Source organism: Rathayibacter sp. AY1D1 (assembly GCF_002932635.1).
Classification (GTDB): domain Bacteria; phylum Actinomycetota; class Actinomycetes; order Actinomycetales; family Microbacteriaceae; genus Rathayibacter.
The window spans coordinates 1-19,749 of sequence record NZ_PSVY01000040.1 but is presented as its reverse complement, the minus strand read 5'-3'; the positions used below and the strand labels follow the sequence as shown (position 1 = coordinate 19,749).

Here is a 19,749-nt window from a genome sequence, read left to right as displayed (position 1 = left end):
GAGCGATCGGACCGGAAGCGACGGCGTCCGGAGCGTCTGCGTCCGGAGCAACCGGAGCAGCGGACTGCTCCGCTCCGCTCCCCGACGCCGTGCGCGCCGGGTACGCGTTCACCGGCCCGGCCCTCGAGCTCGGTGCCCTCGTCAACGGCGACGCGCGGATCGACGTGCCCGTCCGCATCCCGCTCGGCATGCTCAACCGGCACGGCCTCGTCGTCGGCGCGACCGGCACCGGCAAGACGAAGACGCTGCAGGTCCTCGCCGAGCAGCTCTCGGCCCACGGCGTCCCCGTCTTCGCTGCGGACATCAAGGGCGACCTCTCCGGCCTCGCCACTCCGGGCACCGCGACCGACGCGCTGCTCGCCCGCACCCGCGGCATCGGCCAGGACTGGCGGGCGGAGGCGGCCCCCGCCGAGTACTTCGCGCTCGGCGGCATCGGCACCGGCGTCCCCGTCCGCGCCACCGTGACGGGATTCGGCGCGCTGCTGCTCGCGAAGGTGCTCGGCCTCAACCACACGCAGGAGTCGAGCCTCGGTCTCGTCTTCCACTACGCCGAGAGCGCCGGTCTCCCGCTCGTCGACCTGTCCGACCTCCGCGCCGTGCTCACCTACCTCGTCGGCGACGAGGGCAAGGCGGAGCTCGCCGAGCTCGGCGGGCTGTCCAAGGCGACCGCCGGCGTGATCCTCCGCGAGCTGATCGCGTTCGCCGACCAGGGCGCCGACGTGTTCTTCGGCGAGCCCGAGATCGACACGGCCGAGTTCCTCCGCCTCGCCGCCGACGGGCGCGGCGTCGTCAGCCTCCTCGAGGTCCCCGGAGTCGCCGACCGACCGGCTCTGTTCTCCACCTTCCTGATGTGGCTGCTCGCCGACCTCTTCAACGACCTGCCGGAGGTCGGCGACCTCGACAAGCCGAAGCTGGTGTTCTTCTTCGACGAGGCGCACCTGCTCTTCCGCGACGCGTCGAAGGACTTCCTCGCCGCGATCACCCAGACCGTGCGCCTCATCCGCTCCAAGGGCGTCGGCATCGTCTTCGTCACGCAGACCCCGAAGGACGTGCCCGGCGACGTCCTCGCCCAGCTCGGCTCCCGCGTGCAGCACCAGCTCCGCGCGCACACGCCGGACGACGCCAAGGCCCTCCGCGCCACCGTCTCGACCTACCCCGAGAGCGACTACGACCTCGGTGAGGTCCTCCAGGCGCTCCCCATCGGCGAGGCGATCGTGACGGTCATGAACGAGCGCGGCGCCCCGACCCCGGTCGCCTGGACGCGTCTCCGCGCCCCGCTCGGCTCGATGAAGCCCACCCCCGAGGCCGACCGCGAGGCGAGCGTCCAGAGGTCCCCGCTCCTCGCGCGCTACGGCACGCCCCTCGACCGCGACTCCGCCCGCGAGATCCTCACCCGCCGGCTCGACGCCGCCGCCGACGCCGAGGAGGCCCGCGCCGCCGCCGAGCAGCAGGCCGCCGACGACGCCCGCCGCGCCAAGGAGGATGCGCGTCGCGCCAAGGAGGAGACCGCGGACGCCGCCCGCCGCGCGAAGGAGCGGGCCGCCGCCGAGCGCGCCGCCGACCAGGCCGCCGAGCGCTCCCGACGGCGCACGGCACCGACCTCCCGCGGGACCCGCAGCGCCCGCCGCGACAAGACGGTCGTCGAGGAGGTGCTGGGCTCGAGCGCCGGCAGGACGCTGCTGCGCGAGGTGGTCCGCGGGATCTTCGGGACCGCCCGACGGCGTTGACGCGACCCGGGCCGCTCGGGGAGACGAGGCGCTAACGGGAGCGTGTTAGCGTCGGTAGCATGAGTGAGAGCGGGACGACGCGGGAGCGGATCCTCCGAGCGACGGTCGAGCTGCTGGCGGACGGCGGGCGGGACGCGGTGTCGACGCGGGCGATCAGCGCGGCGGCGGGGGTGCAGGCCCCTACGATCTACCGGACGTTCGGCGACCTGCGCGGGCTGCTCGACTCGGCCGCGGCAGCCGGATTCGCCACGGCCCTCGCCGACTTCGAGCGGAGCGAGGCGCCGGCCGACCCGGTCGACGCGCTCCGTGCCGCCTGGGATCACCACGTCGCCTTCGGACTCGCCGAACCGCACCTCTACGCGCTGATGTTCACCGCGCGGCCGGGGGAGGAGTCGGAGGCGGCGCGCCTGTCCCGCGGCGTCCTCCTCGACGCGGTCCGGGCCGTCGCCGAAGCCGGCCGCCTCACCGTCGACGTCGAGCGGGCCTCCCGCCTGCTCCAGTCGGCCGCGCTCGGCTGCACCCTCACGCTGACCGCCCTCGCCGACCCCGACGACGAGCTCTCGTCCCGCTCGCGCGAGTCCGTCCTCGCGGCGATCACCACGGCGGAGGCGGGCCCCACCGATCCCGCCGCCCGTGCGGTCGTCGCGCACGCCGTCGCCCTGCGGACGGCGCTGCCGCAGATCGAGCCCCTCAGCGCGGGGGAGCGGCTCCTGCTCGACGAATGGCTCGAGCGCATCGCCGACTGACGGCCGGCGTCGCCGGAGGGTCCGTATCGCCGCCCTGTCGTCCGCGTCGTCGTAATACGGATGGCGACGGGCACGATTCGGGACCGGCACCTACGGTCGGACCATGTCGCGATCCATAGCCGAACTCTTCTTCCGCCCCGTCTGCGCCGCCTGCTCGGCCCCGCTCGTCGCCCGTCGTGGCGCTTTCTGCTCCGACTCCTGCGCGCGGACGAACCACCTCTACGGCTGATCCAGCACGCCCGGCGCGCGCCGAACGATCGGCGGCGCCTGCTCGGCGCGACGTCGTCGGCTGCAGCCGGGTGTGCCCCGGCAGGGCGAACCCGGCGCTGCGTGAGTGGGCCGCTCCGATCGACGCCTCCACCGGTCGACCGGGCTCCGACGATCGCCCGCACCGGTTAAACAAAACGGTGCCCGTGCTGGCGAGAGCAACGGACACCGTTCGCGGAGGATGGGGGATTCGAACTCTCCCAGTTGAGCTGTCGAGTTGGGTCTGATCGCTGCGATTGCGGGCTGCTAGTGCGCCGGTGAAGTGGCACAGTGAGCGGTCCGAAACGGTTGCTGTCGGTTCGACACGGGTCGGAATGTGCCCGCTGGTGTGCCACCTGTCGGACCTGATGCCGTCACTTCCGGCAGATAATGCAGCGTCGGAACCGAGTCGCCCGTAAGGTCCCGACATGGCCGATGCCCTGCACCCTGATCCCGGAACCGCCGTCGTGATCGACGCCGTCCATCGCAGCGGCCGATCGCACGCATGGGTAGCTCGCCGCATCGGCATCTCTGAGGGGACGATGCACCGCAAGATGACGTGCAAGTCGCCGATCGCGGTGGTCGAGGCGATGCGGATGATGCGGGCCCTTGGGACGACGTTTGTGGCTGAGCTGCGCCGCGCGAGGGTCTAGGTCAGCGCCTCGAGCCTCGCGAGCTTCGTTGCCCGCTCTGTCCGGGCACCTCGTGGCTGTAGAGGTACCGACCGGTATCCGGGTTGGTCATCACCTTCCCGTCGCGCCAGGCGAGCAGCCAGGGTGCCTCGTCGCCGACATTGCGGAACGCCTGCTCGTAGACCGACACTTCGCGGGGTCGGGCGGGGTGGTTCGGGTCGTAGCGGGTTCCCATATCGGCCAGCGTCCTGTCCACCACCGACACTCGCGCCGTTCAAGAACCCTCAGCGTCGCTACTCTGAGCCGGTGACCGACTCTTCAACGCCCTCCCCCGACGCCCGGCCTCGAGCACGTCAGCGCCTCAGCAAGTCATCTTTGCTGATCGGTGCCGCTGGTGGCTTCGTCCTCGGCGGACTGGTGGTCGGGGGGATAGCTGCAGCTGTCGGTGGGGCTTCAGGCGGCCAGCACGCGGCGGACGCAGCTCCCGCATCACCGTCAGCGAGTACGGATGCTGAGCGGGTACTCGCTGTAGCGATGCGCGCCTGCGTCTTCAACACGGACGGCGCGGAGCTTTCCGATGGCGACCGAACCTTGACGTTCGACAGCCAGGGAAAGAAGGAGAGCAGCGGGCTCGCGTACTCAGAGCTCGAGTGCCTGCTGAGTGCTACCAAGGCACCGACGGCGGTCACCTCCCATTTGGAGCAGACGACGTCGCTCGACGGGCGCCAGTCTGAGGACTGGAACAACATTGAGCTGTCGTGGTCTTATCACCCGGATCGCGGCGCCGATGGGGTCTTTGAGCTGACCGATTGAGCTCTCGTCACCAGTCTCTCGTCCGCCACTCAAGGGACGCAGGGAGCGGTAGTCCGTCGAGAGCGGCATCCAGTGGTGCGACATTCGGTGATCGTAACGGCCGCTACCGACGGCGGCCTGGTCCTCACTGCACCACCAGCGGCCGTGACTGACAGCAACTTGCAGCCGCGCTCCGCGCGTCGTGGGGCGAAGCGGCGCTTGGCCCTTCAACCCTTTCAGGACTTGCACAGTTATGGATGTGAGGTATATTCGGAATAATCGCTTGGAGACGAGGGTTTCACTCCCTGAGGCGCCGCCGGTGCCAGAAGGAGGACCCGAATGGTCCAGATGTCCGAAGTCGCCCGAATCTACGCCGCTTGGATCGAGCGAGGCATGCCACCGTGCGATCACCCGCGAGTGGACCGCGAATACCACCTGGGTTCGAGAACTGGCGACCTCGTCTGTCTGCTGTGTGGACGAGAAGTTTTCGATCGTTGAGCCCGGTCAATCGGCTGCGCGACGAACTGGCGATCCGTCAGGGCGCATCGTCGTGCAGTCGACGTGCTAGTTGCTCGACCTTCGGTACAACCGCACGAGGCCTCGCCCTCGACAGTCGGCGGAGGAGAGCCCGTTACCGTCGCCCACCGCGCCCGCCCACGTCGCCGCCGTGGAGGTTCGCCGCCTCCCTCATTTACGTGAAGCGGCCTGTCTCTGGGCGAGACATTTCCTCGCCGCCGGCCACGTCAGCAGTCCTCGTAGACGGACTCTTGGCGTGGGGGTGGGGTGGTTCGAGTCAGAATGAATTCCCATGAGCAGACGCTCACCCGAACCACCGACGGAGCGCGGGCAGCTGCATGGCCGCCTCGAGTGCACCCCATGAAGAGGCACCATGAGAGAAGACGTCGACCGGTGTATACACGCAGTCGACGACCTTCGCGCTTCGCCTACCAGTCCCGGACGAGGCACGCGGCGGTGATGAAGTCGTTCGCATCCATGCCAACGGGCGCTTCCGTGCCGTGAAGCTCTTTGAAGCCAGCGGGCTGATATAAAGCCTCAAAAACCGGCCGCCGAGCATCTACAACTGCGAACCGGCCACCAACATGAAACTTTGCTTGAGCAATCGCGTTTTTGGCTTCATCAAGAATTACTGACCCCGGCAGCTGGTTGCCGTTATATTCATCGCTTCGAGCTAATTCGGCTATGCTATATGCTCCTGTGACGTCCATAGAGAAGTCGCCAGAGAATTTCTTCTGTTTACTGCTGCCAGCCCTCGTAAGGTCGAGTGCGGTCATGCCGACTGTAAAGAAAGCGGGAACATCAATACCCGCACCGTCATCCGCGCAGATGAAAACATAAGTTCGGCTATGCCCATGACGCTCGTACCGCTGAACATTGGTCCGAGCAAAAGCCTGCAGGTGAGGTGACCGCTCGCATGCAAAAACCTCGAGCCGTGCATAAACTGCGTCGCGCAGGTCCCTATAAGCAGGATTCTCTAGTTCCGCTAAAGCAATGACGTCATATGCGATTTGGTCGGAGCCCGGTGAACTCACGCCTTTCGGCTCGATCGCCTACTAACGCGGCGCTGCAGCGAGGCGAGCGTCTGATCGATGTCCTCGCGGCTAGACGGCCGTCGCGAAACAAAGCCGGGCGCGGACAGCGGGGCGCTACTCGGAGAGCGATCGAGCTCGATGAGCTGGTCGATTCCCGACTCTGAAAGTATGTAAACGCCACCAAGAGCTGTCGATGCCATAGCGAACTCCCGTTCTTCTCGCGCTCAGACCGGAGGCTTCCAAGTCCGATGAATGAGCATCTCACGGCCCGCGAAGCGGCTACGGCCGATGCCCGCAGAAACCCATACGTGGTAGCGGATGGCTGTACGTAAGGTGTGCACGTACCGGGATTTGCCCCGTGAGTGGGGGTCAAGGTGTGCCTTCAGAACCGGTTTCGACACGTCGAAACCGTATCACACGGAGCTAAACGGAGGTTTTTTCACGGAAGATGCTCCCGCCGAGATCGGGGCAGAGCTCCGTCTGACGCGCTCGAAGTGTCGTTTTGCCGAACGAAGCGGCGGGTGACGGTTATTCCGCCGCGTCCGCCGAGGATCGTCGACTACTCGCGCGGGACGCGAAGCACACGGCCTTTCCGCCAAGCGCTTGAGGGCCGGCATGCCGCTGTGTGATGTGAGGGCCTCGCCGCCACCAAGTCACGATCTCATCGCGGGACACATGGAAGGTGCCCGGTGGTGCGATACGTGAAAATCATCGCTGGTCGGCCAACAAAGTTATTCGCTAAGACCGCATCGACCGTATGTCGGCCGGTGGATCGGGGGACAGGTTGCGGAACGCCTCGTCGTCACGAGAAATGGTGCGATTGACGGCACTGGGGTCGTCTGGGATGGCTGAGCCGAGTGCCGTTCGCGTGTTGTCAGGTTTGCGCTGGTCGGCGATCCACGCATAGTCGTCCGCGCTGAGGAAGAACTGCGGCGAATCCGTTGCCGTCCAGGTGGCGGCCGTAGGCCCGACACCGCGGGCGTACGCAATCGCGACGACGGCGTCAGCACTGAGTGGCTTCCGGTCAAGGTTCGTCGCTAGGTCGACGCGGACAGGCTCGGGGGAGCTCAGGCCATCATCCAGCGATGTCACTCACGATGTTGGTCATGGCGCTCACCCTACGCGCCGTGCTTGGCTGACTATACGCGCGCGCAGCTCTTCGCAAAGCGCCAACTACGAGAGGAAACTCGAATGACGGTCGACTACATCAGCAAGGCCAGCGACATCTGCAACCGGATCTACCGAGCGCACGACGGCGCGATCCGTGTCGACCGAGGAAACCCTGTGTGGTTCGACCAGGCGAGCAGCAAGATCGCTCTGATCGCAGGAGGCAACGATGTGCTGTATGTCGATCACAGCATCGGTCGGACCGGTGAGGGAGTAGGCACAATCGTCGCGTTCACGCAAGACGTGCTGATCGTGATCGAGATCGACGAGTCCGTGTCAAAGCTGGAGGCGCCGACGCGGATAATTTCTCGCCGCGACTTGCGAGCGCTCGAGATCGATACCGTCACGAACGCGATAGGCCACTCCGGCAAGCAGTATCCCAACCGTATCGGAGCGACCCTGACTTATAGCGCCGACAAATTCGCGCTTCCGTACGTGCACGCAGACCTGCAGTTGTGCGCGGAGTTCGCTGCGCTCCTACCTTCGCTCGCCGCCGACGTGGGTCAGCCGACCTTGTAGAAGTCTTCACGGAGGTCTGGGCGAGATTGGACGGGTCGTAGGAGCAGATCGGAAGGTTGAGCACATAGCGGGCTCGACAGTCTTGCCCCCATAGGTGTTGAACGTGGAGTAGTTCGGCGGTTTGGGGGGCGAGGCTTCGGGTTGGAGCCGTAGCGGGTTCCCACGGTCGCGAGCGTCGCCGGGAGTACCGACATTCACGACGTCACACGTTCGTCGTCTCGCCACGCCTCGATCGAGTATCGAAGGGGCGTCGGGCCGTCTTGCTGTATGCGAGTGATCGCAGCATCTGCGTCGTCGGGGCTGGTGAAGATCCCGAGGACGGTCGGCGCTTCGTCCCAAGGGCAGAGTGTCGTCACGAGGTAGTGCTTGGCGCTGGTCATTGCTCCATCGTCTAGCGCCGGTTGGGTGTGGTGCCTCGTCGGCGTGAACTGTGGCGCTGGTGGCGCGCTGGAAGCCGGCAACGACAGAAAGCCCCCGCGGTCCGCAACGGATTGCTGCGAGCCGCGGGGGCTTCGGTCTGGCTTCAGCTGTCGAACATCGTCAGTGCTCGTGTCTGCTTCCGCAGGATCGTTGTTGCGGGCCTCGTCGGGTCATAGGCCTATATCGGTCCATTCATCTGTACGACCGGCGCGATGGTCTTGCCGCCGTAGGTGTTGGACGTGGAGTAGTGCGCCGGTACCGGGGCGAGGCTGCGGCGGTCGGGCCGGATCGGGTGCTACGTGCGGCGGCGGTGACGATCATGGTCATCTCCACTTCCCTCGCTGGCCGTCCTGGTCCCGGCGGTCTAGCGCGCCGGAGACGCGGCCGTCGGCGATGCTGGCAACCCGCGCCTCGAGGTATTCACCCGTCCAGGGGTTCTGCACGTAGACGATTGGCGTCGCCCTCGTCATGACGGTTGCGGCAGGCGCTGCGACCGCCATCGTGTTGGCAGCGGACTGGTACGGCCCTACAGCCCACGTGGAGTCCGGCACGCTCACCGCACCGCCGGTAGCGAAGCCCTTGAGCGTGCCCGCGTCGAGCGACTGCCGGAAGCGGTAGACCGCCTCCTGCCCGCCCATGCGTCGAACGTCTTCCGCGTCGAGAACGTGCTCGCCGTTCGAGAGACGGAACAGCCCGGCGAGGTCATCGCGCGGGCCGCCCGGTCCGTAGATCGCGCCGCCGTTCGCGCGGCCGTCGCCAAGCCCAAAGCCGATGTTGGGGTTTGTGGCGTTGACCTTGATCGTCGCCGATCGAGAGTTCACGTACCGGAGATAGGCGTCCGTCTCGGCATAAGCGGAAGAAGCGTCCGCCGTGATCACCACCGATCCATCCGGCAGGGTCACGATGCGGTCCGCGAGGGACTGCACCTTGCCCTGCTGCTCCGGAGCGTTCGACGAGAACGCAGTCGTCGCAGACGGCGGCGTCTTCAGCACCGTGTCGATCAGCGATTGCGCCTGCTCCTCGGTGAGACCCATCTGGGTCAACTGCCCGACCAGAGCATCCGTCGCCGAGTTGTACCGACCGGTCAACGCTTCCTGCGCTTCACCCGACGCGGCTGCCGCATCGACCTGCTCACTGAGCGCAGCAATCGCCGCCCGCACCTGACCCTCAAGGGTCGCCCCGGACTCCGACGCGGACAGGTTCGCGATATCCACGCCCTCAAGCGAGATCTTCGAACCGTCCGCCGCATAACCGACCGCGTCGATCGCCCCGGCAAGCGCCAGAGTGCGGTCGTTCAGGTAACCGAGGTCGATCTGCGGGTCGAAGAACTCGTTGAACTTGCCGCGACCGTTCTCGAGGTTGTCGCTCAGCCCGCGGATGTTCCCCGCAGCAGCCTCCGCCTTCTCGTCGAAGACGTCCATGTCGGACGCGAGGTCCTCGATCTCGGTCGTGTCCTGCCCGAGCAGGTGCATCAGGTTCGCGATCAGCAGCACCGCATCACGGCCGGGGCCAGCGACGAACTCGCCGAACGCCTCCGTACCACCCGCAGCGGACTCGATGATCGACTGGCCGAAGTCGATCGCGCCATTCACCATGTCCGACAGGAACTGCAGCACAGGCCCACGGTTCTCCGTCACGAACGTCGCGAGCTCACCCAGACCCTCACCGAACGCTGCAGCCAGAGCACCCTTCACACCGTTCGAGGCGACCTCGATACTGCGCAGGGCTCCCTCAATCTTCGACGCGTCGTTGCTCGCGAGAGTGTCAAACATGCGCTGGGCCGACCCGGTCACGCCGTCGAGCTGCGCGACCGCGGTCGAGAGGTCAAGCGCGAACAGCGCATCACCCAGGTCCTCGGCCTTCGGGCCGAAGAGCGCGACCGCGGCAAGGTTCCGCTGCAGCGGGTCTTCCATGTCGCGGAGCCCGGTGAGGATCTGCTGCAGGCCCTCCTTGGCGCCCTCTCCGCCGGCTGCGATCTTGGCGGTCATCTCTTCAGCGTTCAGGCCGATGAGCTTGTAGCCCTCGGCGCTGGCGGTAGACCCGTCCGTGGCACGGATCTGGACTTCCTTGAGCGCGTCGGCGACGACGTCGCTGTTGCGGGCGCCATCCTTCAGGCCCTGGTTGATGAGGCCGAGTGCCTCCTCGCCCGAGAGACCGAGCTTCGCGAGCACGACCGGGTACTCGATGAACGTGTCGAGCATGTCCTCGCTGGCGTTGATGCCGTTGCGGGCGCCGGCCGCGAGGATGTCGAACGCCTCCTGCGAGGACTTCGCGAGACCGGAACGGAGGAGCTGGGTCGTCGCCACCGCGACCGGCTGCACATCCTCGCTCAGTACGTCGGCGATGCCACTGAGGCCCTCAACGACTTTCTGGGTGTCGCGGTTCGTGGCCTCCGGGTCGATGAGGTCGAACTGGAGGCCTAGACGGGTCGTGTCCATGTTCTGCTCGATCGACTCGCCGAAGCCGTTCACGTAGGCCTCCGACGCGGTCCTGCCGAGACGTGCTGCGTCCTGCTCGCTGATGCCCGTGAGAGCCTGCAGGCGGTCCCGCCCGACTTCCTGCTGCAGGCCGTCCTTCACGCCGTCAGAGAGCGCCTGACCGATAGCCGCGCCGATGCCGATGACGGAGCCAGCGACCGGGATCGCTGCGAGAGCGGCGATGACGCTGCCGCTGAACTTCGCGCCGGCATCCTCCCCGGATTCGCCGACCGTATCGGCGAGACCGGAGGCCGCCTGCTCGGCGCCGGACGTGTCGACCTCGATGTCGATCTTTGTGCGTGCGGAACGGAGAGCGTCGAGCTCGCGCTGCATGCGCTGCAGGTTCGCCTCGGCGCGGCTGATGTCCGCCTTGACCTCGAGGTCCGTCTCCACCGACCGCAGGTAGTCGAGGCGATCCCTGACCGCTTCCGTTGCCGCTTCTGCCTTCTCGATGTTCGCGTCGACCGTGGCGATGGTCTTCGCGGAGACGATTTTTCGAGCTGCCTGCTCGACGCGTTCCATGCCCTCGAGAGCCGGCCTCGCGTCCGCATCGATCTTCTTCGTGGTCTTCTGCTTCTCGACCCGGTCGCCGGCCGTCTTCACGTCCTTCTCGGCCTTGGCGACGTCGTCGGTGTTCGCGGTGAAGAGGACTTCCAGTTCTGCGGCTCGTAATCCGGCCATGTCGGGTTCCTTCGGGTGCTGTGGAAAAAACGTCAGGGATAGATGGGCTCTACTCCCTCGGGATCGCCGTCCCTCAGGGGAGGGGGACTCCTGCCCTACCCCTGCGAGGGTCCCCAGCCTCTGGATGCGGTGATCTGTGGGCGGAAGGGTGCGGAAGCCGATCGAGCCGGTCGGTCGGCGCCTCGTTGTTGATTACAGAGGCGGTGAAGAAGCCGGGTGTTCTCTCGGGTGAGCGGGGAGCCGCCGTGCGAGACGGGAATGATCTCGTCTACTTCGGGGAAGCGGGGGTCGTGATGGTGCAGGTCTCGCGCCATAGCGGCGCCGAGCCAGTCGTCTGGCCAGGGGCAATCACCCCAGGCGCATCGGGCGCCGGCTGCGAGTAGGCGAGTCCGAAGCTCTCGGCGTCGATGGCCGTTGGCGTATCGGGCGTTGGTAGCCATCTACTGCTCACCAGTGGCCAGGGCCCGTCAGTTGAACCAGGCGTAGGTGAGGGTTCGCTCGATGCTGTTGGCGTGGTACTGCTGCAGCTGCCTGAGGTCGGCGACAGTCTCGGCGGCCTGCGGGTACTCGGTGAGGAACACGTCGCGAACGCGGGGCCAGGCCTTGTCGAGGCCGGCGCGGAAGACGGCGAAGGCGAGGCTCTTGTCGCTCACGCGGATCGCCTGCGAGAGCAGGTTCACTGCATCGTCTTCCTCTTCGAGTCGTGCAGCACGGTCCTGCGCGTCACGGAAGGCGATGATGTCGGCGCCGCCGGTACCGACTGCCGAGTCGAGAGCCCGCTCGAGCTCCTGCGTCTTGGCCTTGACGAGCGCGTTCTCCTGCGAGCGGAGGTCGGCGAGAGCTTCCCTGGTCTGGTCCACGTAGGCCTGCTTCGTCTCCTGCTTCCCCTGGTCGCTGAGCGTGGGGTCGCTGTCGATGGAGCTCTGCGTGGTTCGGAGCGTCTTCGTCATGTCGGCTGCTCGCGCGCGGAGAGCTTCGATCTGCTTGTTGAGCTGGGTGAGCGCCATTGGGGTTCTACCTTCTTCGCCCTCGGGCGATGTATGTATCGGCTTCTGCCTGTTCGATGATCCAGTTGCTGCCCTGCTTCGTTGCCGGCAGGAAACCCTGCTGACAATCGAGTCGGACCTTCCGTTCGGACAGTCCCGCAGCTATCGCTACTCGGTGGACCGTCCACAAACCATGTTCCACGAATGCCGAGGTATGCCGCTTGAGATTGCCGCCGTCGGCAGGAATTGTGAAAGCGGCCATAGAGATTGCGCTGAGTAGGTCGTAGATGGCCGTATCGCCAACGCGATACTGCTGCCGAAGGTCGCCGAGCTTGGCCGCTTGGTAGAGGGCTCGCGCGTCCTGTGGTGTCAAGATCAGCGAGCCGGGGGGAATGAGATGAGTCAAGGGCTGCAGTCCTCTCGGTTTTTTCTGCGCGGGGGGATATTGGCTGTATCCCCTCGGGATCGCCGTTCCCCTGCCCCCGGGGGGTGGGGGGCAGGGGAGGAGGTGTGGGTGTGGCTTAGGCCGGCGGGTCGGTCGCGTCCCGTTGCGGTCCGAGCGCCCACTGAGCAGCGGCCAACTGCAGGAACGCATCGACGGCTTCGAAGCCCTGACGGTGCCGGAGCTGCTGAAGGATGTATGTCCCGGAGGCGAACGCCGCGAGGATGACCTCGGGCATCCGGTCTCGGTCGTCGGCCGAGAGTGCAGGGTCGGTGAAGACGCCGGTCAGGTGGTCGCGGATCTCGTCACCGCTGCCGTCGAAGGTGAGCAGCGTCATCGTCAGTTCGCGGACGAGGGTCATCTGCTGTGGGGTGAGGTCTGTCATAAGTCGGTCCTTTCGCTGAATGGGTCGATCGGTGGGTGGCTGTCAACTCGCGTGACTCGACGTCGGTCGGCGCGGTCCTTCGCAGCGCGCTCCCACTGCCGTGATCGCTGACGCCAGTACGTGGACTCTTTGAGCAGTCGCGCGTTCTCCTGCTCGAGGATCGCGACTCGAATTGCGAGCGGCGATCGAGTCGCTACAAGATCAGTCATGTCATCTCCTTGTAAGGGAAGAAGGTGTCGTCGCACGTCGGGCACGTCTCGACCCCTTCTCCTTCTACTGCTGGGTGAATAGGCATCTGGCAGACACGGCAGTACGTCCAGACATCGGCAGGGACGGCATCTAAAGCGAGTCGGTATTCGTAAATGCACGCCCCGCAGTTGCCGAGACCGTCCGTCTTCTCTCGATGCGTGGGACACGTCGGAGCCGGCCGATCATGCTCGAGGTGCAGCAGCCAGCGGTACGGACGACCCGGCTCCTTCGTCGGCCACGGGAGCACGGCGCCCACTAGGCCGACCTCTTGATGTAACGGCCCTGTTGCCCGTTGCGGGTGAACCCGGGCTCGAGGACTTCCCCGGTAGCGAGATCCACCGCAGGGTCCGGAGCTTTGTCCTCGTCCTCCGACCTCTGCCTATCGCCTATCGCCTCAGCCTCTTCCTCATCCTCAGGTGTCCACGTGGACTCCTCTGTGGACTCCTCCGCGTCAACACTGGGATCGGAGCGGGCTCCGTCGTTTGGGTCGTGTGGACTTTCCTGCACTCCTGCGCGCTTGCGGCGCTTCGAATCGCGCCACTGTTGCCGCCTCGTCTCGTGCTCGTTGGCGGTGGTCTGCGTCGCCTCCCACCGAAGGATTTGCCAGCCGACCTTCGTGACGCGCCACAGCTTGGCTTCGACGAGCTCGTCGATGACGGCGGCGCGGCTCCTTCCCTCATCGACCGGGAACATCCGGACGGCGGCGGTCGGAACCCTCCCGTCAGTCCACTGCTCCGCTGACCACATGAGCGCCCAGGAGTAGATGCGCCATGCAGCGTCGGACAACCCGACGCGATCGGGGTCCGTCTGCCAACGGCTAGGCAGTCTCGCGTCAGGCATCGCGGCCTCCGGTTCTGTCGGCCGTTAGTCCAGCTGCCTTGTCAGAGTGCTCTCCGACTATTGGGTCGGTAACGTACCGCCCTGGGATTCTTGCATCAGTCATAAGGGCCTCCTTTCTGTAGAAGTGGAAAGCGCGGGTGCCGAGCTGCTGTCGGCACCCGCGCTCTCTATTGGGTCAAGTGTTCGTTTGTGTGCTAGCAGGGCACTTCGTCAGGCCAGGCGTCGTCAGTCGCGCGTTCCGCCCGGAGTGCTTGGTCCAGTAGCGAGACGCCAAGCGACCGCGCCTCGTCTGCCGTTAGCGCGATGCTCACGCGCTTCGTCCACATCACGACCTGTTGCGTGGCGCCCCCAGCGGATCGGGTGGAAGCACGAATGGTCTCGCCGCTGGCGGTCGTCATCGTCGCCGTCACGAGGTCGGCTTCTTCGAGATCGCGTCCGAGTAGGCGGCGCTCAAGCGCCAGAGCATCGTCACGGTGAGCAACCGCATGCTCCCGAGCTCGATCAGCGCGATGGTCGTTGAGTTGGCGTCTGCGATCCGGGCAGCCTGCCGTCTCGAGAGGCCGGCGCGACGTCTCAACACTCGTAGTGCCGTTCCGATGCCGTCGACCTCAGCGACAATTTCAGCGGGTCCGATGCGGGTTGCCGTCGCCCAGTTGGTGGACGAGCGCTGCGTGAGGTTGCTCCCACGGCGGAGCAAGCTCCGCAACAAGAAGTGGACGGCGGCGGCGGGAGTTCGGAGGTGCAAGTTCAGACCGGTGACGTGTACGGTGTTCATATCAGTCGTTTCCTTTCGTGGAAGTTTGGTTCGGCTTCTCGCCCGTGATCTCCCTGCCAGGAGTCACGGGCTATTTCTTTGCGGTCACGAGGCCGCGCGCTCGTCCTCGACGATTCCGAAGACTCGGAGCAGCGCGGCCCGGGGGATCATGCGGCGGGCGCCGATCTGCACGCTCGGGATCGTGCCGTCCTCGACGGCGGCGGCGATCCGTCGGGGCTCTGCACCGACGAGCTTGGCTGCGGCGCGGTAGGTGAGAGCGAGAGGCTCTGCTGTCGCGATGGTCACGGTTGGCCTTTCGTTTGGTGGGTGGTTTCCAGGGCCTCGCCTAGCCCGCGCGTCTCGCGTTGGCTGGTTCGAGGCATCACAAGTCGGCCCGCGGGTAGTTCCCGCGTGGCCGATCCCTCGTCTCCGGGTCTGACCGGTCGAGGGCTCACTGTGGAGTTGCGTGCCGTTGCCATGTGCTCGCAACCGCAGGCATACTCTCGCACACATTGCGAACCGCGCGCAACCGCATGCAATAGCGGGGTGTCGGCAGTGGCAGGTAGCGTCCGGCTGGTGAGCAACGAAGCGCCAACGCGCACCCCCCTGGTCGGAGAGCCGTCGTGGGAGATGGCGGGCGACGATGAGAACTGGGTAGTCCTAGCCGGCAACCTGCGCGTTCCGCAAATGGTCAGAGTCCGTCGAATCACCGATGATGAATGGGACTACTACGCCGATGTGGACGTCACGTTTGATATGGAAGCCCTGCGTTACGAACTCACGTCAATTGCCGTTCATTCGTACCAACTCGAGGGGCGACCGTTACCGATCAGTGCTCGATCTCTGAGAACCTTGCTAATCAACAAGCTGGAGGAGAAGGTGTTCGAGAACGAACGCTTCCCGCTTGTCGTTCCCGGGTCATATAAAGGTAGACCGCGCTATGGCTTCAGCGGCCTAGAAAAGTTGGCAGAGAAGGTGCGGGGCAATGGCCCGACCGCTGAGGCTCTAGAAGTCGCAGCCCTCATCTACTGTGCAGCTTTCGCAATTCGAGGCAATCCGACGCAGAGGATCGCGGAGCTCATGAATCTTCCGCACCGCACGGCTAGCCACTGGGTGAAGCTGGCCCGTGAGCGCGGATACCTAAGTTCCGACCCAACTCGGAGCATCGATGGTCCCCGCGGCTACGGTCTGCTGACGGGCGGCTAGTGGCGAGACGCGCGAACAATTCGGGTACGGTCACGAGCTACACAACGTCGTCGGGCCGCGTTTTGTGGCGCCTGGCGTATTGGGTGGAGCTCGAAAACGGGGAGCGCGCGCGGAAGTTCAAGCGCGGCTACGAGACCGAGCAGGACGCGCACGCGGCGCTAGAAGACGTCCGCGTAGATATGCGGCGCGGCTCTCACGTCGAAGAGATCCGCGATCGCCTGGACGACTACGCGGCCGAGTACCTGGCGACGATCCGGGTGCGCCCGACGACGCTGGCCGGCTACCGGAAGCACTACCGGGTGCACGTGCAGGGCTCGACGCTGGGCAAGCTGCCGATATCCGGGATCACGAAGGACCACCTGAACCGGTTCTACCGGGGCCTCGAGCGATCGGGGCGTAAAGACAAGGGGCACGAGGGGGAGCCACTGGGGCTCGCGACAGTGCGGCACGTCCACGTGTTGCTGTCGCAGATTCTCTCGCACGCTCTCGACGACGGGAAGATCAAGACGAACCCCGCGAAGAAAGCGTCACCGCCACGGAAGGTCGATGCGGCGCCGCCCGAAATGCACGTGTGGACGGCGGGGGAGTCTAAGCAGTTCCTCGACTGGTCGCGCGAGAGCGGGGACTATCTGTATCTAGCGTGGCGGACGCTGCTCGCCACGGGTCTCCGGCGGGGGGAGATCCTGGCGCTGCGCTGGCGCGATATCGACTTCACGGCCGGAACGATCGTCGTGCGGCGTGCGATGCAGTACGTCAAAGAGGCTGGGACGGCCCCTGTGACGACGTTCGGGCCTCCGAAGAACGGGAAGCCGCGGAACGTCGACATCGACCCACAGCTCGTCACTGAGCTCCGCGTGAGGCGTGATGGCATCCGTTCCGTCGCGCCGGAGCACGCCGCCGCCGACTCTCTCGTGTTCTCGAACCGCTATGGCCGGCCCCACAACCCGGTGCAGTTCTCGAGACAGTGGCGCGAGCGAGTCGCGAAGGCGCAGGAGAGCCTGCCTGACTTGCCGACGATCAAGCTGCACGAAGGTCGTCACACCCACGCGACCACGCTGCTTAGCGCCGGCGTGAACGTCCGAGTGGTGTCGGAGCGGTTGGGGCACACTTCCGCGGCGGTGACGTTGACGATCTACGCGCACGCGATCAAGTCGCTGCAGCGCGCCGCCGCGGACATGATGGGCGATCTGTTCGCCTAACTGTGCCTCCTGCTGTGCCACTAGCGTCGAACGCCGGTCGCCGGGAACGCAAAAACGGTGCCCGTGCTGGCGAGAGCAACGGACACCGTTCGCGGAGGATGGGGGATTCGAACCCCCGAGGGCTTTCACCCAACACGCTTTCCAAGCGTGCGCCATAGGCCACTAGGCGAATCCTCCTGGCACGACCTGAGCCGCGACTCATCGATACTAGCCGGTGTCGGAGGCTCCCGCTGACCACGACCCCGACACGCCCCGCTCTCCTCGGCCGCCGTCGTCGGTTAGACTGTCACCCGGCTCCCCGCGTGGCGCCATCCAGGCCAACTCCCCCAGGGCGGAAACGCAGCAAGGGTAACCGGGCTCTGGCGGGTGCGCGGGGGGTCTTCTTCCGTTAACCGGCCCGCCTGCTCCGCCGATGGACCGCCGCACAGCCGCTACGAGGCCCTACCGACTGCGGACGCTCCTCCACAGCCGCGCGCCATGCACGCCCTCCCATCCCTGGCCTCTACTCAGCCAGGCGGAGGGACCCCCTCGGTAGGCTGGATCCGATGGTTCAGAGCATCTACATCTCGTCCGCCGAAGGTCATTCGGGCAAGTCCACGGTCGCCCTCGGCGTCCTCGATGCGCTCAGCAGCCAGGTGCAGCGGGTCGGCGTCTTCCGCCCGATCGCCCGCTCCACCTCCGAGCCGGACTACGTGCTCGAGATGCTGCTCGGCCACTCCGACTCGGGCCTCGCCTACGAGGACTGCATCGGCGTCACCTACGAGGACGTCCACGCCGACGGCGAGGCGGCGCTCTCGCGGATCGTCGAGCGGTACAAGGGCGTCGAGGCCCGGTGCGACGCCGTCGTCATCCTCGGCTCCGACTACACGGACGTCGGCAGCCCCACCGAGCTCGGCTACAACGCCCGCATCGCCGCCAACCTCGGTGCCCCGGTCCTGCTCGTCCTCACCGGCCGGGACTCGTCCCGCAGCGAGCAGCTGGGCCAGGCTCCCGCGCGCACGCCGGAGGAGATGCGCCAGATCACGGAGCTCGCCTCGGTCGAGCTGCGCACGGCCCACGCGAGCCTCATCGGAGTGATCGCGAACCGCGCCGATCCCGACACCGCCGCCGACGCCGTCGCCGCGATCCGCGAGAGCATCCCCGCCACCGTCCCGGTCTGGGCGATCCGCGAGGATCCGTTCCTCGTCGCTCCGAGCCTGTCCCGCCTGGTCGAGGCGGTCGACGGCGTCGTCGTCGCGGGCGATCCGGAGCTGCTCGGCCGCGAGGCGCTCGGCGTGGTGATCGCCGGCATGTCGATGGTGAACGTCCTGCCGCGGCTCACCGAGGGCGGCGTCGTGATCGTCCCCGGCGACCGGCCCGAGGTCGTCCTCGCCGTGATCATGGCGTACGCCTCCGGCACGTTCCCCACGGTCACCGGCATCATCCTCAACGGCGGCTTCGAGCTGCCGGAGCCGATCGTCCGGCTGATCGAGGGCGTCGACAGCCGCGTGCCGATCGTGATGACCGAGCTCGGCACCTACGACACCGCCGTCCGCGTCACCGCGGCCCGCGGCCGCCTGGCGGCCGACTCCCCGCGCAAGCGCGACACCTCCCTCGCCCTCTTCCAGGAGGCGGTCGACGCGGTCGAGCTGCTCACCCTCCTCGACGTCGGCCGGTCCGAGGTCGTCACGCCGCTGATGTTCGAGTACGGGCTGATCGAGCGCGCGCGCATCGCCGACCGCCACATCGTCCTGCCCGAGGGCGGCGACGACCGGATCCTCCGTGCCGCCGCGACCGTGCTCAAGCGCGGCATCGCCCGGCTCACGATCCTCGGCGAGGAGGCCGAGATCCGCGCCCGTGCGGCGGGCCTCGGCCTCGACCTCGACGGCGCGCGCGTGCTGAGCACCCTCGACCCCGAGCACCGCGCGCGCTTCGCCGAGGAGTACGCCCGCATCCGCGCGCACAAGGGCATCACCTACGACCACGCCTACGACACCGTCACGGACGTCTCCTACTTCGGCACGATGATGGTGCAGCTCGGCCTGGCCGACGGGATGGTCTCGGGAGCCGCGCACACGACCGCGCACACCATCCGCCCCGGCTTCGAGATCATCAAGACGAGCCCGGGCGTCTCCGTCGTCTCGAGCGTGTTCCTGATGGCGCTCGCCGACCGCGTGCTGGTCTACGGCGACTGCGCGGTGAACCCCGACCCCACCGAGGCGCAGCTCGCCGACATCGCGATCTCGTCCGCCGAGACCGCCCAGCAGTTCGGGATCGACCCCCGCATCGCGATGCTCTCCTACTCCACCGGCGAGAGCGGAGCCGGCGCCGACGTCGAGAAGGTCCGCGCGGCGACGGCTCTGGTGCGCGAGCGCCGGCCCGACCTGCTCGTCGAGGGCCCGATCCAGTACGACGCGGCGGCCGACGCGGCGGTCGCGGCCTCGAAGATGCCCGGCTCCCAGGTCGCCGGGCGCGCGACGGTGTTCATCTTCCCCGACCTCAACACGGGCAACAACACCTACAAGGCCGTGCAGCGCTCGGCCGGCGCCGTCGCCATCGGACCGGTCCTCCAGGGTCTGCGCAAGCCGGTCAACGACCTCTCGCGCGGCGCGCTCGTGCAGGACATCGTCAACACCGTCGCGATCACGGCCATCCAGGCCGCCACCCAGGCCATCGTCCCGCCCACCGCCGCCATCCCCGTGGTGCGCTAGCGGCGGTGGGCGGGACGATGGCCTGGGTGGCGGCCTGGATG

General features: G+C 66.7%; 20 protein-coding genes, 1 tRNA gene and 1 other RNA gene. 10 read left to right on the top strand and 12 right to left on the bottom strand.

Annotated features, from left to right (window positions below; genetic code table 11):
• The 4 genes from C5C56_RS16145 to C5C56_RS16135 form a co-directional block, all read left to right on the top strand.
• On the top strand, positions 1-1,727 hold a 1,727-nt coding region (locus C5C56_RS16145; protein ID WP_374954279.1), incomplete at its 5' end, for a helicase HerA-like domain-containing protein.
• 59 nt (positions 1,728-1,786) lie between these two features.
• Positions 1,787-2,473 carry a TetR/AcrR family transcriptional regulator gene (locus tag C5C56_RS16140; protein WP_104227474.1) on the top strand — a complete coding sequence of 229 codons (687 nt, stop codon included), beginning with the start codon at positions 1,787-1,789 and terminating at the stop codon, positions 2,471-2,473.
• A 103-nt stretch (positions 2,474-2,576) separates the two neighbouring features.
• On the top strand, positions 2,577-2,702 hold the full coding sequence (locus tag C5C56_RS18395) for a hypothetical protein (RefSeq protein WP_258060618.1): 126 nt from the start codon (positions 2,577-2,579) through the stop codon (positions 2,700-2,702).
• Between the two features lie 445 nt (positions 2,703-3,147).
• Complete coding sequence (locus tag C5C56_RS16135) at positions 3,148-3,372, top strand: hypothetical protein (protein WP_104319940.1); 225 nt, start codon at positions 3,148-3,150, stop codon at positions 3,370-3,372.
• A 1-nt stretch (position 3,373) separates the two neighbouring features.
• Here C5C56_RS16135 and C5C56_RS16130 read toward each other — a convergent pair whose 3' ends face one another.
• On the bottom strand, positions 3,374-3,586 hold the full coding sequence (locus tag C5C56_RS16130; protein ID WP_146086519.1) for a hypothetical protein: 213 nt from the start codon (positions 3,584-3,586) through the stop codon (positions 3,374-3,376).
• Between the two features lie 71 nt (positions 3,587-3,657).
• Between C5C56_RS16130 and C5C56_RS17665 the strand changes: the two genes are divergently transcribed.
• Positions 3,658-4,164, top strand: a complete 507-nt coding sequence (locus C5C56_RS17665) for a hypothetical protein (protein WP_146086518.1) — start codon at positions 3,658-3,660, stop codon at positions 4,162-4,164.
• Between the two features lie 923 nt (positions 4,165-5,087).
• Here C5C56_RS17665 and C5C56_RS18060 read toward each other — a convergent pair.
• The gene (locus tag C5C56_RS18060) at positions 5,088-5,693 is read right to left on the bottom strand and encodes a hypothetical protein (protein ID WP_181137622.1); all 606 of its coding nucleotides are present in this window, start codon (positions 5,691-5,693) and stop codon (positions 5,088-5,090) included.
• A gap of 1,191 nt (positions 5,694-6,884) precedes the next feature.
• Between C5C56_RS18060 and C5C56_RS16120 the strand changes: the two genes are divergently transcribed.
• Positions 6,885-7,379: a hypothetical protein gene (locus tag C5C56_RS16120; RefSeq protein WP_104319937.1), complete on the top strand. Its 495-nt coding sequence runs from the start codon at positions 6,885-6,887 to the stop codon at positions 7,377-7,379.
• 194 nt (positions 7,380-7,573) lie between these two features.
• Here the strand turns inward: C5C56_RS16120 and C5C56_RS16115 are convergent, their stop codons facing one another.
• The 9 genes from C5C56_RS16115 to C5C56_RS16080 form a co-directional block, all read right to left on the bottom strand.
• Positions 7,574-7,759, bottom strand: coding sequence for a hypothetical protein (locus C5C56_RS16115; RefSeq protein ID WP_104319936.1), 186 nt, complete (start codon positions 7,757-7,759; stop codon positions 7,574-7,576).
• A 363-nt stretch (positions 7,760-8,122) separates the two neighbouring features.
• Entirely contained in the window at positions 8,123-10,957 is a 2,835-nt protein-coding gene (locus C5C56_RS16110; RefSeq protein ID WP_104319935.1) for a phage tail tape measure protein, read from the bottom strand.
• A 95-nt stretch (positions 10,958-11,052) separates the two neighbouring features.
• Complete coding sequence (locus tag C5C56_RS18520) at positions 11,053-11,271, bottom strand: HNH endonuclease (RefSeq protein ID WP_146086516.1); 219 nt, start codon at positions 11,269-11,271, stop codon at positions 11,053-11,055.
• A 153-nt stretch (positions 11,272-11,424) separates the two neighbouring features.
• On the bottom strand, positions 11,425-11,964 hold the full coding sequence (locus C5C56_RS16105) for a hypothetical protein (RefSeq protein WP_104319934.1): 540 nt from the start codon (positions 11,962-11,964) through the stop codon (positions 11,425-11,427).
• 7 nt (positions 11,965-11,971) lie between these two features.
• Positions 11,972-12,349, bottom strand: coding sequence for a hypothetical protein (locus tag C5C56_RS17650; RefSeq protein ID WP_146086515.1), 378 nt, complete (start codon positions 12,347-12,349; stop codon positions 11,972-11,974).
• A gap of 115 nt (positions 12,350-12,464) precedes the next feature.
• Complete coding sequence (locus C5C56_RS16100) at positions 12,465-12,770, bottom strand: hypothetical protein (RefSeq protein ID WP_104319933.1); 306 nt, start codon at positions 12,768-12,770, stop codon at positions 12,465-12,467.
• Between the two features lie 504 nt (positions 12,771-13,274).
• Positions 13,275-13,859 carry a hypothetical protein gene (locus tag C5C56_RS16095; RefSeq protein ID WP_104319932.1) on the bottom strand — a complete coding sequence of 195 codons (585 nt, stop codon included), beginning with the start codon at positions 13,857-13,859 and terminating at the stop codon, positions 13,275-13,277.
• A gap of 406 nt (positions 13,860-14,265) precedes the next feature.
• A complete protein-coding gene (locus tag C5C56_RS16085; protein ID WP_104319930.1) occupies positions 14,266-14,634 on the bottom strand; it encodes a helix-turn-helix domain-containing protein in 369 nt (122 codons plus the stop codon).
• Positions 14,635-14,718: 84 nt separating this feature from the next.
• Positions 14,719-14,919, bottom strand: coding sequence for a DNA-binding protein (locus C5C56_RS16080; RefSeq protein ID WP_258065700.1), 201 nt, complete (start codon positions 14,917-14,919; stop codon positions 14,719-14,721).
• A gap of 270 nt (positions 14,920-15,189) precedes the next feature.
• Between C5C56_RS16080 and C5C56_RS17645 the strand changes: the two genes are divergently transcribed.
• A complete protein-coding gene (locus C5C56_RS17645; protein WP_146086514.1) occupies positions 15,190-15,819 on the top strand; it encodes a hypothetical protein in 630 nt (209 codons plus the stop codon).
• Positions 15,820-15,902: 83 nt separating this feature from the next.
• Entirely contained in the window at positions 15,903-17,018 is a 1,116-nt protein-coding gene (locus tag C5C56_RS16075; protein ID WP_146086513.1) for a site-specific integrase, read from the top strand.
• Positions 17,019-17,110: 92 nt separating this feature from the next.
• Here the strand turns inward: C5C56_RS16075 and C5C56_RS16070 are convergent.
• Positions 17,111-17,195: transfer RNA gene (locus C5C56_RS16070), tRNA-Ser, on the bottom strand.
• A 112-nt stretch (positions 17,196-17,307) separates the two neighbouring features.
• Between C5C56_RS16070 and ffs the strand changes: the two genes are divergently transcribed.
• An RNA gene (ffs, locus tag C5C56_RS16065) (signal recognition particle sRNA small type) lies at positions 17,308-17,404 on the top strand.
• A 159-nt stretch (positions 17,405-17,563) separates the two neighbouring features.
• Positions 17,564-19,708: a phosphate acetyltransferase gene (pta, locus tag C5C56_RS16060; protein WP_104227473.1), complete on the top strand. Its 2,145-nt coding sequence runs from the start codon at positions 17,564-17,566 to the stop codon at positions 19,706-19,708.
• Positions 19,709-19,749: the final 41 nt, after the last annotated feature.